This window comes from Spirillospora sp. CA-128828 (genome assembly GCF_050945415.1).
GTDB lineage: Bacteria > Actinomycetota > Actinomycetes > Streptosporangiales > Streptosporangiaceae > Spirillospora.
The window spans coordinates 1,709,217-1,722,733 of the sequence record NZ_CP191986.1 but is presented as its reverse complement, the minus strand read 5'-3'; the positions used below and the strand labels follow the sequence as shown (position 1 = coordinate 1,722,733).

Here is a 13,517-nt window from a genome sequence, read left to right as displayed (position 1 = left end):
CGGGTCACCTGTGTCCAGGTCCGGGCGCGCCCTGTCTCAGTCCGGTGGACAGCTGCCTGCCGACGCGCTTGACCAGCATCGTCATCTCGTAGGCGACCAGGCCCGCATTGGCGCCGACCTCGCTGAGCAGGGCCAGGCAGCTGTTGGCCCCGGCGGGGACGACGAAGAACAGCCCCTTGTCCATCTCGACGAGGGTCTGCCGGATCTCGCCGGAGTCCAACTGCGGCCGCGCCCCGACGGCGAGGCTGTGGAAGCCGGCGGCGAGGGCCGCGAGGTACTCGGAGTCCTCCCGTCCGACGCCCCGCGACATACCCATCACGAGCCCGTCCCGGGACAGCACGACGACCTTGCGGATCTGCGGCACCCGGTCGACCAGATCGTCGAGGAGAAAGTTCAGCTCGGTGCCCGCTCCCTGCTGGGTCATGATCTTCCCTCCATGCCGTCCACGGGTCCGTCCGCGGGTGCTTCGTCCTCGTCCCGGCCGCGCAGCCAGCCCGCCTGCAGCGACGCGAACAGGTCACGGGACGCCTCCGCCGACCGTTCCTCCCAGGCGGCGATGGCGTCGCCGGGGTCGGGCGGAGCGGGTTCCTCTTCGTACGGGTTCGGGTCGCGCAGCTGGGGCGCCAGGTTGCCGCCCCGCACCCGGCGCGGCAGCGGGGCGCGCCCGCCCCCGGCCGCCTGGACCTGCGCCTCCCCGAACGACTGCTCCCCGAAAGACTGCTCTCCGAAGGCCGAGGGGGCTTCGTACCGGCCCGGCCCGGCGTAGGGGTCGTGGCCGTAGGCCGGGATGTGCGGCCCCGCGGCCTGGAACGGACGCGTCGCGTCGAACACCGGCGCCGGTCCGGGCAGCCGGGTCCCCGCCGGGGGTGTCTCATGCGGCGGTGGGGTTCCGTACGACGTCGGGGTCTGGTCGCCGTTGTCGAACCCCACCGCCGCGTCCTGTTCCGGCCGGTCCTCCATCCATTCGGGGTAGGACGCCGGGGCGTCGGGCGGCACCGCCGTGTCCTGGACGGGCGCGATGTCGTACACCGGGGCGTTGAGCATCGTCGTTGACGAGGGCCCCGGCGGCGTGGGCCACGGCTTCATCCCGTTCGCCGGGGCGGACCCGTTCTGCGGGGCGGCCCCGTTTCCAGCGACCGCCACATCGCCACCCGGAACGCTTTCGGCTCCGACTTCGTCCTCAGGCTGGTCGACGTCCACGATCAGCTGGCGCGGGATCAGCACGACGGCGCTGACACCCCCGTACAGGGAGGGCTGGAGCGCGACCCTGATGCCGTGCCGTCCGGCGAGCCGGGAGACGACGAACAGGCCGAGCCGGTCGGTGACCGCCAGATCGAACTCCGGGGGCCGCGACAACCGCAGGTTCAGCGCGTCCAGCTCGGACTGGTCGAGCCCGATGCCGCGGTCGATGATGTCCACCGCGAACCCGTTCGCGCCCATCTCACCGCGCACGAGGACCTCGGTCGGCGCCGGGGAGAACACCGTCGCGTTCTCGATCAGCTCGGCGAGCAGGTGGATGATGTCGGCGACGGCCTCGCCGATCACCGCGGCCTGCCCGGACACCACGACGACCTCGACCCGCGTGTAGTCCTCGACCTCGGCGACCGCGGCGCGCAGGACGTCCTCGACGTGGACGGGGCGGCTCCAGCCTCGGCCCGGGGACGTCCCGGACAGGATGACCAGGCCCTCGGCGTGCCGGCGCATGCGGGTGGTGAGGTGGTCGAGGCGGAACAGGTCTTCGAGCGCCTTCGGGTCGGACGCGCCGCGCTCCATCTCGTCCAGCATCCGGAGCTGGCGGTGCAGCAGCGACTGGCTGCGCCACGCGACGTTGAGGAAGACGCGGCTGATGCCCTGCCGCAGGTACGACTCGCGGACCGCGGTCTCGATCGCCGTGTGCTGCACCTTCGTGAAGGCGTCGCCGACCCGCGCCACCTCCCTGCTCTTGCCGATGACGAGCGGCGGGGCCTCGGCGTCCACGTCGACCTCCTCACCGCGCCGCAGCCGGGCGACGACGCCCGGCAATCGGTCCTCGGCGAGGTTCAGCGCGGCGCGCTGGAGCCCGCGCAGCTCGCGGGACAGGCTGCGCGCGGCCAGCAGCGACAGGATGATCGACGCGATCACGGCGAGCAGCCCGAACCCGCCGGCGAGGACGAGCCGCAGGACGATCCGCTCACCGATCGGCTTGGCCAGCTCGTTGAGCGCGAGGCTCGCCTCGGTGACCTTCTGCGCCCACGCCTGCGACAGCAGCTGCGTGGTGGCCTGCCAGTCCGCGGCCTCGGGCGGCAGCCGGTCGCCGCGCGCGTTCACGATCGCCGTCTCGGCCGCCCGGTACCGCCGGTAGCCCTCGGACGAGGCCAGCTTCTCCAGCGGCCCGCGGATCTGCCCGTTCAGGTCGGCGAGCCCGGCGTCGAACTCGCGCCGTCCCTCCGCCGCCCACTGGACGAACGCGGTGTGCTCGGCCTGGGTGAACCGCCCGTTGCGCGCCAGTGCCGCGGTGACGAGCGAGTCCTCCCGCAGCATGTAGGCGCGGGCGTTGCCGATGCCGATCAGCGCGCGGCCCTGGGTGAGGATGGCGACGTCGTTGACCGTGACCAGGCCGTCGAAGACCGTGATGACCTGGTCGAGGACGGTGCTGTAGGAGTTGATGACCTCCAGCGGCTGGGCCGTGCCCGAGTCGACCTGGGCGCGCAGCTGCGGCAGCCGGTCCAGCGCCTTGATCGCCTCGGCGAGCCGCTGCTTGGTCTCCGGCTGCGCGGCGTCCCTCGCCTCCGGCGACAGCGCGGTCGCGCGGAACGCCTTCTCGACCGCGCTCACCCGGGCGCGCTGCCCACCGAGCTTCTGCCTGTCGGCGGGGCTGCGCGTGCTCAGCGCGACGACACTGAGGGAGCGTTCCGCCTGGAGCTGGTTCACCAGGTAGATGCCGGGAAGCCCCATCTTCTCGTACGTCGTCGAGAAGTCGTACTTGTCGAACGCGTCGCCGAGCGTGATGTTCGCGGCGAACGCCCACAGGGCGATGAGGGACACCAGCGGGACCAGCAGCAAAGCCGTGATCCGCAGCCGGATGGGGCGCCTCCGCCGGGTGCTGCCGCCGGACGCGCCGTCGCGGGGTGTCTTCGAGGTCATCAGATCACTACCTCAAGCCGGGGACGGGCCGGATGTCGCGGCCCGTGTGTCGGGGGTCAGGGGGCGCGGGGGTCAGGGGCGCGCCTCGTCCAGCGCGGCGCGGGCGACCAGGCCGCGCAGCCGGCTGGTGATCATGGAGACGGCCTGCGCGTGCCCGCGCGCGGCCTTCTCCCGCGTGGTGTACTGCCCGATGTCCGCGTGCATCGCGTGATCGGACACGATCGTCTGCCATAGCAGCGGCCTTCCGTTCGCCGCGAGCCCGAGATCGATCACGGTGAACCAGGTCGAGACGACCACGACGACGGCGCCGACGCGGATGACGTCCTGCGCGAGCAGGCGTCCCCGCACGTCGAGCAGCAGCCCTTGGGCCTCCTCGGCCGTGATGCGTCGGCCGTCCCACCGGTAGTAGTCCGGGGGGCGGTGGTACTCAGCAGGCATGGCACGTCCCATCGCCGGACCGGGGTGCGCGGGAGGTGCTCAGTGACCGGGGTGCTCGTCCCGCGGCCAGGCGCGCACTTCGCACCAGACCGACTTGCCGGACGCGGTGTGGTCGGTGCCGTGCCGGTCGGCCATGACCGCGACGAGGAACCAGCCCCGTCCCGTCTCCTCCATGAGGTCGACCGGCCGCTCCCTGGGGACGGCGGCGCTCTGGTCGTGCACCTCGATGCGGAGCCGGGTGCCGGCGCGCAGCAGCCGCAGGCACAGCGCGGAGCCGGGGATCGGCGCGTGCCGGACGGCGTTGGTGACCAGCTCGGACACCAGGACCTCGGCGTCGTCGGCGACGTGCCCGATGCCGGACGCGGTGGTGACGGACCGGCTGAAGCGCCGCGCGCGCGGGACGGACTCCCGCTCGGCGGGCAGCGTTAGCTCGCCCAGCAGAAGCGGGGCGGGCTCGTCCATGGTGGGCAGGCCGTGCGGTGGTGTGGTGGTGGCCAGGGTGCTAGGGAGTTCGATGGTGTGGTGTTCGCCCGACATGATGAACGCCTCCTTGACTAAGGCGTGTCGCCCGGATGCGGCCCGGCCGGGGTGCGAGGCCGCGGGCATGGGGGGATGGTGCCGGCGCCGCCGTTCGGGCGGACGGGGGCACGGTGCCCGAGGGACGCGGCGCGGTCATGACGCGTCGCCTCCCTCGGCCTGGGTGCCCGCCCGGGCGCGCAGCAGCCGGGCGGTGCTGGTGAACCACTCGTAGTTCTCCTGCTCGAAGCGGCGGCCTCGCAGGCAGGTGAGGTACGGGCCGAGTGGGGACCCGGTGCGCAGGAAGGTCTCCTCGTCCAGGTCGCCGCGCAGGTGCTTCAGGGTGCGCTCGAAGACCTCGACCTTGGCGGCGGAGGCCACCGCCCGGTCCTCGAGCTGCGCGATGACGGAGGCGGCGGAGATGTGGTCCACGGCCTGGACCATGACGAGCAGGTTCTCGCGGATGATCCCCGGCTTGGCGGGGACCGCGGCGAACCGTTCGAGCTCGTCGACCCCGGCCGGGGTGACGGTGTACACGCGTTTGTTGGGACGGTCGTGCTGGATGATCTGCCGTCCGTTGATCAGGCCTTCCGTCTCCAACCTCGACAGCTCCGAATAGAGCTGCTGCGGTACGGCATGCCAGAAGTTGGAGACCGACAAATCGAAGATCTTGGCCAGCTGGTAGCCGCTGTACTCGCCGTCGAGCAGCGCCGCCAGCACCGCGTGACGTAGCGCCATCGGCCTTCTCTCCCCGCCTTGACTCAGGGTGATGCCCGACGTTAGCAGACAACGACATGATTAGTCATCATTTTGACTAGGATTGGTCAGCCCGAATTTTCGCGATCTTCGAAATCGCCCGGCCCGCGCTCATGCGCGCACCCGGCGAAGCTCCGCGACGCCCGGTTCGAGGTCGCCGGCGAGCCCGGCTATCTCCCCGTTCAGGAACGCCTCCCGGGTCAGCCGGCGCTGCATCTTGCCGCTGGTCGTCCGCCTGACGGTGCCCCGCGCGGACAGCACGACGCTCACCGCGGGCAGCTCGAACGCGCGGGCGACACGGGTCTTGATGAGGGACGCGAGCTCGTCCAGCGGCGTTCCGGCGGCGGCCCGGGTGCTGATCTCCTGGACGATGACGACCTGTTCCCGGCTCGCGTCGACCGGCCCGCCGGCGCCCGCGTCGATGCCGGGGCCGATGTCCGGGTCGATATCGGGGTCGATCGCGAAGGCGGCGCCGACCAGCGCGGCCGGATGGGCGGCCCGCGCCGCCTCCTCGATGTCGTGCGCGTGGATGTTGCGGCCGTTGACGATGATCAGATCCTTGATCCGGCCGGTGACGTAGAGCTCGCCGTCGGCGATGAATCCCAGATCGCCCGTCCGTAAGAACGGGCCCTCGTCCGCGGATGTGCGCGCGCCGAACGTCGTCCGGCTCTCCTCGGGACTTCTCCAGTAGCCCCGGGCGACGCTGCCGCCGCGGACCCAGATCTCGCCGACGCGTCCCTCCGGCCGCTCGGCGCGCGTCTCCGGGGCGACGATCCGGACGTCCAGGGTGACGGGACGCCCGCTGCTGACGAGCCGCCTGACCCCGTTCTCGGCACTGCCGTTCGGAGAGTCACCGTTCGGGGCGCCGCGGGCGACGGCCTCGTCCCGGGTGAGGGCCTCGGCGTCGAAGTCGCGGACCACGGGTCCGCCGCCCAGGGGCGCGCCGGTGACGAGCAGCGTCGTCTCGGCCATTCCGTAGCAGGGCATCCACATGGCGGGCCGGAAGCCGACCGGCCCGAACCGCTCGGTCATCGCCTCCAGGGTCGCCGCCCGGACGGGCTCGGCGCCGTTCTTGACGACCCTCAGCGACGACAGGTCCAGCCCCTCCAGCTGCCGGTCGGTGACACGGCGCAGGGCCAGCTCGTACCCGAAGTTCGGCGCGAGCGTGATCGTCCCCCGGTACCGGGTGATCAGCTCCAGCCACAGCGCGGGACGTTTGATGAAGGTGATCGGCGAGGTGAACACGTACCGGCAGCCGAGGTAGAGCGGCTGGAGGAACTGACCGACCAGCCCCATGTCGTGGTAGTGGGGCACCCAGCCGACGCCGACCGTGTCGGCCGTCCCCTCGATGCGGCGCTTGATCTCCTCGCCGTTGCACAGCAGGTTGCCGTGCGTCACCATCACGCCCTTGGGCTCGCTGGTCGAACCCGACGTGTACTGGAGGAACGCCAGCGTGCCGGGGCCGAAATCCGGGGGCTTCCAGCCGCCCGGATCGGACTCCTTGCCCGCCTGGGTGTCCAGGCAGTGGACGCGTCCCCTGAGCCCGGCGGCCGACAGCCACGCGTCGAGGGTGCCCCGGTGCGCCGTGTCGGTGAGGATCAGCGCGATGTCGGCGTCCTCGATGATCCGGCGGGTGCGTCCGAAACGGCCCGCGTCCAGGTCCGGGAGCGGGGCCGGGACGGCGACGACCCGCGCGTACAGGCAGCCGAGGAACGCCGTCAGGAACTCCAGCCCCTCCGGATACAGCAGCAGGACGGCCCGATCGCGCAGCCCGCGCGCCTCCAGGCGGCAGCCCAGCACACGCGCCTTCCGGTCCAGCTCGGCGAAACCGACGACGTTCTCCTTGTACCTCCTTCCCAGCCCAGGGGACGCCGGGGGTCGCCGCCCACGGGAGACAGGGCCCGGTTCCTCGCTGATGAAGGTGAACGAGCGGTCGTCACCATGCGCCCGGATGTTCTCCCGGACCAGCGACACGAAATCCGTGTACACAGGGACTCACTCGTCCTCGGCCAGGGACAGCAGGGAGAACCACCGTCGTTCGGCGGCGCCGCGGAACATCACGTCCTCCAGCGGCGGGAGGAACTCCTCCGACAGGACGGTGTCGGGCTGCGCGCGCTGGAGCAGCCGCTGCAGGCACAGCACGAGCCACTGCCCGTCCGCGAACGGGCCGCCGAACGCGTGCCGGTTGTGCAGCCACGTGAGCATGCAGGAGGCCATCGCGTGCAGCTCGCAGTACCGTTTGGCGCGGGCGAGCGCCGCCACCGACGAGGTGTCGCCCTCGTTCGCGCGGATGCCCGCCTCCACCTTGGCGCGCAGGCCGCCGATGCCGGACAGCAGATCCTTCAGCTCCGCAGCGACGCCGGGCGCCGCGTGCGCGTTCGCCGCGGTCAGCAGCTCCTCGGCGATCTCCTCGAACCGCTGGCCGACCTCGTCGCGTCCCTCGTTGGTGAGCTGCAGCAGCCGGCCGTCCGGGTTCCAGGCGGGCGGCGTCCGCGTCCAGCAGAACAGGTCGGCGAGCAGTTCCTCCTCGCGTCCCGTCTCCGCCGGCGGCTCGACGAGGTACGGGAGCTGCCCGGCGACGTTGGCGAGGTTCACGTGCGTGGTGCCCTCGAAGATGCTCGCGATCGCGTGGTCGCGCTGAAGCTTCTGGAACACCCCGTGCGCCACGCCTTCCCGCAGGTAGCCGCGTGCGGCGAGGACGGTCCCGATGCTGGCCACGACCTCCTCCCCGAGGACGGGGACGAAGTACTTCACGATCGACGACCACAGGCTGAGCCGCCCGGGCGCGACCGTCAGGCAGCGCGCCACGGGGATCGCGACGCACTCGGCTATCAGCAGGTCCAGATGCGCCTTGACCAGATGGTCGCGGATCACGGGGATCTTGTAGATGTCCGATCCGTAGAGAGTGCGCTGCCTCGCGTACTCCATCCCGATGCGCACGACCGCGTCCATCGTCCCGACCGACAGCGCCGCGATCGCCGTCCGGGTGATCTGCAGGGTCTTCAGCGTCTGGACGAGCCCGGAACCGCGCCGCCCGATCACCCGTTCCGCGGGCAGCCTCGCGCCGGAGAACGCGACGCCGCTGAGGTCGTGGCCGCGCAGCCCGACCGTCCGGACGGGCGGGAGCGTCGACCAGGCGGCGGGGTCGAGCTCCCGCTTGTCCACAAGGATCAGGGAGAAGTCCCGCGGGCCGGTCTTGGCATAGGTGGTCACGAACCGTCCGCGGGTGGCGTTGCCGACTGGCCACTTCACGCCGGTCAGCACCAGCTCGTCCCCCTGGATGTCGGCCTCCGACTCCGACGCCATCACGTCGCTGCCATGGTCGGCCTCCGAAACGCCGAAACAGGCCAGGTCGCCGCGCAGCACCCCGTCGGCGACGGTCTTGCGCTGCCATGGATCACCCCACAGCCACACCGGGTTCACCGCCAGCAGCCCCGACCCGTACATCACCGCGACGGTGACGCTGCGGCGCGAGATGCCGCGGGTGACGAAGAACAGCTCCTCCAGTGTCGTCAGGCGCCCGCCCAGCGTGCTCGGCACCAGGTACTTCGGGAAACCCCACGCCCTGACGGCGTCCACCGCGCCCGGCGGCAGCTCGTCGCGCTCCTCCGCCTCCACGATGGCCTTGTAGGAGAAGGGGCCGGCCTCGTCGTCCATCGGGTCGCCGAGATGGCGGTTCAGGTCGGCGGCTATCCCGTGCGCCGGGGACAGCCTCTCGGGAAAGGGCTTCCCTGGAGCCGGCGTCCTGGTGGACGACTCCGCCGGCGCGGGATGTACGGGGTATGCGGGGTGTACGGGGACCTTACTGTCCATCTTTCCTTCGACTCCCTATGTCTGGGTCGCTCCCTGTGGCTGCCCCTAGGCCTGCTGAGTACCGGACGGACCCCCCGCTTCCCCCGCGTCCTCCATCCGCCTGCCGACCACCCGGGCGAGCGTCATCGCCGCGGGCAGCGGGCGCACCATGACGGTCAGGCCGGTGACCAGCCCGCTCTCGCCGAACCTGAGCAGGTCGAGTCCCTGGACCGCCTTGCCCAGCACCCGGGCGCTGAAGATCAGCGCCTGCGCGGGCGGGCCGGCGCCGTTCGTCCCGTTGGACGGGACGCCCGCGAGCTCGTCGGTGTAGCGGAAGTCCTCGAAGACCTCCAGCAGGACGCCGAGCAGCGCGGCGACGGCGTCACGGCCCAGATAGGGCTTCACCATCACCGGGCTGTGGAACTCGATGCCCGGGTCGAGCGCACCGGTGATGGCGGCGAGGTCCTTGGCCTCCACCGCCGATCGGAACGTTCCGGGAACGGTCATCTGAGCTGCTCCCTTTCGCTTGCCGTGAGGGCGGTCACTGCGCCGTCCGGGGTGGGACGGCGGCGGCGGCGGGGGGGGGCGCATCCTGCGCGGGAAGGACGGGGGCGGGGGCGGGAATGGGAGCGGCGACGCGGGCGAGGTCCTCCGCCCAGGCCCGGTAGCCGGCGGGCGAGGGGTGGAAGCCGTCGGTGGCGAAGAGCGCGCGGTCGCGCGCCATCGCCTCGTCCATGGGAGCGTGGACCGCGCCGCACGCCGCGGCGGTCTCCCGCATGATCCGGTCCATGGTGCGGGCCCGCTCACCGAGGACCGAGCGGAGCGGGCGCGGGAGGGCGGGGAACAGGTGCACCGGCGGCATCCCGGCGACGAGCACCTTCGCGCCCGCGTACCGTTCGCGCAGGACGCCGACCAGCTCGGCCACGTCGGTCGTCCAGCGGTGCAGCGAACGCCGCCTGATCAGGTCGTTGATGCCCACGGTGACGACCACGAGGTCCGGGGCGGAACCGGTCGCCGGCGGGACGAGACCGGTCGTGATCCTGCGGGCAGTCGCCCCGTTCTCGCCGGAGACCGACCACGCCACGCTGCGCCGCAGGCGTTCCCGCAGCGCCACCGCCAGGAACCCGGGCAGCGCCTCCGCGTGCCGGCGGGCGCCGACGCCCACCGCGGTCGACTCGCCGATCACGACGACCCGGAAGGCCGGGCCCTTCCCCGGGTCGGCGCCGGCGACGAAGCCCTGCTCGTCGCCGGCCGCCGGGTCGAGCCGCGGTGTCCGGCGCACCGTCCGCCATGCCTGCACGACCAGCACCGGAGCGAGCGGGATCAGCATCGTCGAACGGGGGACGCGGACGCTGGCGAATGGTCTCTTCATCTGTTTCCCAGACTGCTGGATCGGCCCCCCGAGGCTCAGATCACCCGCTCGCTGAGCAGGCTTTTCGCAAGGTCCGCGATCACCTCCGCGACATACCCGTGACCGCGCGAGTTGAGGTGGATTCCGTCGGCACTCCACATCGCGGGGTCGGCGACTTTCGCCACCGTTTCCCGCGCCGGAAACGGGATTCCGAACTCGGCGGTCGCACTCGCCAGCTCCGCATTGAAGTCATGAATCCGCTGCACGGTCCGTTTCTTGCGGAACTGCGAGATCGGGGATATGTCGAGCAGCGGCGGGCGCGGCACCGGGATGGCGAGCGCGACCGCGCCCCGCTCGCCGGCCCAGCCGAACAGCTCGCGCAGCCGGCCCGCCGCGTCCGCCCGCTCGAAGCCGCGCAGCGCGTCGTTCATCCCGCAGCCGAGCACGACGAGCCGGGGCCGCAGGTCCCGGACGGCGGGCAGCTGGTCGCGCACGACGTCCTCGACCGTCGCGCCGGGGTCGGAGACGTTGAGCATCTCCTCCCGGCGAATCGCCAGGTGACGGGCCAGTCGTCCGGCCCAGCCGAGCCACCCGCCGGCCGGGTCCGGATCGTCCTGGCCCTCGGCCACGCTGTCGCCGAGCACCACCATGGCGGGCCCGGCGGCGCCGGCCTCGGGCCGGCCGGCCATCACGCGACGAGGTCGAGCAGGTAGTCGGTGAGGTCGGTCACCGTCTCCCGCCGCCGGGCCTCGGCCACGTCGACCTCGACCTGCAGGTGGTCCTCGATGTCGCTGATGATGCTGATGGCGTAGACCGAGTCGACCCCGTAGCGGGCGAGTTCGACCGCCGGATCGATGTTTTCGGTCGGCCTGTCGAGGTAGAAGGCGATCCTGTCAAGAAGCCACGATTGAAGCTCGTCGTGGGAAATTGTTTCCGATCTGGTCACCGCATTCCTCCTTATGGCAGAGGATCATCGAATCAATCGCGATAGCTATCGGAAGACGAGCAACACGCAAGATACAGCCAAATGCAGGGCGTGTCTCGACCCGGATGTGAACGATCGGACACGGGCATGTCTCCGACTCGTAAACCCAGTCAGTGACCTGGTAAAAACGGCAGCAAGTTACCCACTGGTAGCCAGTTCCGATATGGGCCCACCCGAACGCCGGCCGGCCACGCCGTCCTCCCGGGTCCCATCGATCCGTCTACTCCCGCACAGCGTCCGGCGGCACGCTACCTGCGTCGTTCCCCAGCAGGCGCCCGCCGGTCGGCCGGCCCCGGCTCCCGCCCTCCGGGCACGTTCCATGAGAATTTCGGACAACCCCCCAGATCCGCCCATCCAAGTCGAGTCAGGGATGCCTTGCCCGAGGGGAAGGAACACCTGTCCTCGCGGTATCAGTGCCTGCAGACCCTCAGGCCACGGGTACGGGCCCGGCCAACCGCGAGGCCACGGGGTTGGGTTCGCGAGCCTCGGCGAGCCGGTCCCGGACGGCCTGCGTGTGCCGCGTCCGCCAGCGGTGCGCCGCGAGGCGGTGGAATCTGGCGAGATGCCCGGCGGCGGGGCGTGCTCCCTCGCTGAGCGAATAGCCGTGGTGGAGCAGGCGGGAGTTGAGGACATGCTCGACCAGATCCGCCTCCCACCCCTCCAGGCGGTCGCGCCATGCTCCGACTCGCCGGGTGTTGACGGCCTCATGCGTGCGCAGGTGCCATTTCCGTGTGGACGGCACCGTCCGCCGGGCGTGCTCGTACGCCCGCGTCATCTCAGGGTCGTACTCCTCGCCGATGAATGCGCACAGCTTCATCAGCGCGTCCTCGGGTTCGGCCACGAGATCCTCGTAGCGGAGCTCGTGGAAGGTACGGGGGCCCAGACGGGCCGCGAGGTTCGTGCCGGTGTCGACCGCCTCCCGCCAGGTCAGCGCGGCAGCGTAGATGTCGCCCTTGAACCAGGGCATGCCCATCAGGGAACTCACCGCGTCCCGGCCGTCCCGGACGAGGTGGACGAACTGCGCGTCCGGGAACATCCGCTGGAGCATCGGCACCCGGCGGAAGTAGCTGGGGCGCTTGTCCCCCCACCGCGGTTTGCCGTGCCGCCGCGCATAGGCGCGGAAGACGGCCGCGAGCGCCGACCCGAGCGTCGGCGGCCCGTGCACGATCTCCTCGATGACGTCGGCGGCGTCCAGTTCCAGAACCTTGAACTTGGTGTCCCGGCCGCCGGTGATCCACTCGGCCAGCGCCCGCCGGTTCTCGGCCCGCTCCAGGTCGCCGAACCCATGCCGCGCCTCGTACGAGGTGTGCACGAACCGCGTCTCGGACGGGAACGCGATGCGCCGGTGCGAGTGCAGCATCTGCTGAAGCAGCGTCGTCCCCGATCGCGGACACCCGAGAACGAAGATCGGCCGGCAGAACTCCCTTGTCATGGCCGGCGAACGTACCCGCGGCCCCTGCAACGAAGCTCAAGCGAACCTCAACACATCCTGAAAGCCGCACAGCCCCTCACAGACCCACAATGTGGCGCTTCGAAAGTTTCGAATCATTGGATTCGATCTTGATCAACAAATCCGACCGCCCCTTCGATTTCATCGAAGTCCGGCGACGCAAAATATGACCTACCAGGGAAGATGTTCCACCAACAGCGATCACGAATTACGAAACATTTCCGAAACTGTTGACACAGTGATCGCGCCCAGCCAACACTGACGCCGTGTTCACCCAGGGGGGCGACCCCCTGGAACCCCCGTTACGCGGGCCGGGTGACCTCCGGGCGCAAAGCCCCCTCCGGCCACCCTGCCCGTGACACGGGGTCGGGCTTCGAACCCGCGAGTGAGGAGGCTCCCATGAACGACTCCCCCGTCCCCCGCAGACACGGCCTCACCAGGCTCGATCTCCGCACCAGGCCGTTCGCCGCCGCCTGCGCCGTGGCGCTGGCCGCGGCCCTGGCGGTCCTGCCCGGGACCGCCAGGGCCGACACGACCATCACCACGAACCAGACCGGCACCAACAACGGCTACTACTACTCCTTCTGGACCGACGGCGGCGGATCGGTCTCGATGACGCTGAAATCCGGCGGCAGTTACAGCACCCAATGGAGCAACGTCGGGAACTTCGTCGCCGGCAAAGGCTGGAGCAACGGCGGACGCAGAAGCGTGAACTACTCGGGCAGCTTCAATCCGTCCGGCAATGCGTACCTGGCCCTCTACGGGTGGACCTCCAACCCGCTCGTCGAGTATTACGTCGTCGACAACTGGGGCACCTACCGGCCCACGGGAACGTACAAGGGCACCGTCACCAGCGACGGCGGCACCTACGACATCTACCAGACGACGCGGTACAACGCCCCTTCGGTCGAAGGCACCAGGACCTTCAATCAGTACTGGAGCGTCCGGCAGTCGAAGCGAACGGGCGGAACCATCACTACCGGCAATCACTTCAACGCCTGGGCGGCCCACGGCATGAACCTGGGCAGCTTCAGCTACTACATGATTCTCGCGACCGAGGGATATCAGAGCAGCGGAAGCTCCAACCTGACGGTGGGCTGAAGCGG

Annotated in this window: 13 protein-coding genes; 1 reads left to right on the top strand and 12 read right to left on the bottom strand. The window is 70.7% G+C overall.

Annotated features, from left to right (window positions below; translation table 11 throughout):
* Positions 1-4 precede the first annotated feature (4 nt).
* From ACQPXG_RS08845 to ACQPXG_RS08790, 12 genes are all read right to left on the bottom strand, one after another.
* A complete protein-coding gene (locus ACQPXG_RS08845; protein ID WP_433467129.1) occupies positions 5-424 on the bottom strand; it encodes a roadblock/LC7 domain-containing protein in 420 nt (139 codons plus the stop codon).
* Positions 421-3,123 carry a nitrate- and nitrite sensing domain-containing protein gene (locus tag ACQPXG_RS08840; protein ID WP_433467128.1) on the bottom strand — a complete coding sequence of 901 codons (2,703 nt, stop codon included), beginning with the start codon at positions 3,121-3,123 and terminating at the stop codon, positions 421-423. The genes ACQPXG_RS08845 and ACQPXG_RS08840 overlap by 4 nt, the downstream gene beginning before the upstream one ends.
* Before the next feature lie 72 nt (positions 3,124-3,195).
* The gene (locus ACQPXG_RS08835) at positions 3,196-3,561 is read right to left on the bottom strand and encodes a hypothetical protein (protein WP_433467127.1); all 366 of its coding nucleotides are present in this window, start codon (positions 3,559-3,561) and stop codon (positions 3,196-3,198) included.
* A 39-nt stretch (positions 3,562-3,600) separates the two neighbouring features.
* Complete coding sequence (locus ACQPXG_RS08830; protein WP_433467126.1) at positions 3,601-4,098, bottom strand: ATP-binding protein; 498 nt, start codon at positions 4,096-4,098, stop codon at positions 3,601-3,603.
* A 135-nt stretch (positions 4,099-4,233) separates the two neighbouring features.
* Positions 4,234-4,815: a PadR family transcriptional regulator gene (locus ACQPXG_RS08825; RefSeq protein WP_433467125.1), complete on the bottom strand. Its 582-nt coding sequence runs from the start codon at positions 4,813-4,815 to the stop codon at positions 4,234-4,236.
* A 129-nt stretch (positions 4,816-4,944) separates the two neighbouring features.
* Positions 4,945-6,822: a fatty acyl-AMP ligase gene (locus ACQPXG_RS08820; protein WP_433467124.1), complete on the bottom strand. Its 1,878-nt coding sequence runs from the start codon at positions 6,820-6,822 to the stop codon at positions 4,945-4,947.
* 6 nt (positions 6,823-6,828) lie between these two features.
* Entirely contained in the window at positions 6,829-8,646 is a 1,818-nt protein-coding gene (locus ACQPXG_RS08815) for an acyl-CoA dehydrogenase family protein (protein ID WP_433467123.1), read from the bottom strand.
* Positions 8,647-8,691: 45 nt separating this feature from the next.
* A complete protein-coding gene (locus ACQPXG_RS08810; protein WP_433467122.1) occupies positions 8,692-9,132 on the bottom strand; it encodes a nuclear transport factor 2 family protein in 441 nt (146 codons plus the stop codon).
* Positions 9,133-9,166: 34 nt separating this feature from the next.
* The gene (locus ACQPXG_RS08805) at positions 9,167-9,997 is read right to left on the bottom strand and encodes an SGNH/GDSL hydrolase family protein (RefSeq protein WP_433467121.1); all 831 of its coding nucleotides are present in this window, start codon (positions 9,995-9,997) and stop codon (positions 9,167-9,169) included.
* Between the two features lie 35 nt (positions 9,998-10,032).
* Positions 10,033-10,665, bottom strand: a complete 633-nt coding sequence (locus tag ACQPXG_RS08800; RefSeq protein ID WP_433467120.1) for an SGNH/GDSL hydrolase family protein — start codon at positions 10,663-10,665, stop codon at positions 10,033-10,035.
* Positions 10,665-10,922 carry an acyl carrier protein gene (locus tag ACQPXG_RS08795; protein WP_433467119.1) on the bottom strand — a complete coding sequence of 86 codons (258 nt, stop codon included), beginning with the start codon at positions 10,920-10,922 and terminating at the stop codon, positions 10,665-10,667. The genes ACQPXG_RS08800 and ACQPXG_RS08795 overlap by 1 nt, the downstream gene beginning before the upstream one ends.
* 466 nt (positions 10,923-11,388) lie before the next feature.
* Positions 11,389-12,393, bottom strand: coding sequence for a sulfotransferase family protein (locus tag ACQPXG_RS08790; protein WP_433467118.1), 1,005 nt, complete (start codon positions 12,391-12,393; stop codon positions 11,389-11,391).
* A 417-nt stretch (positions 12,394-12,810) separates the two neighbouring features.
* On the opposite strand from ACQPXG_RS08790, the gene ACQPXG_RS08785 reads away from it, so the two are divergent.
* Positions 12,811-13,512: a glycoside hydrolase family 11 protein gene (locus ACQPXG_RS08785; RefSeq protein WP_433467117.1), complete on the top strand. Its 702-nt coding sequence runs from the start codon at positions 12,811-12,813 to the stop codon at positions 13,510-13,512.
* The last annotated feature ends 5 nt before the right edge of the window (positions 13,513-13,517 follow it).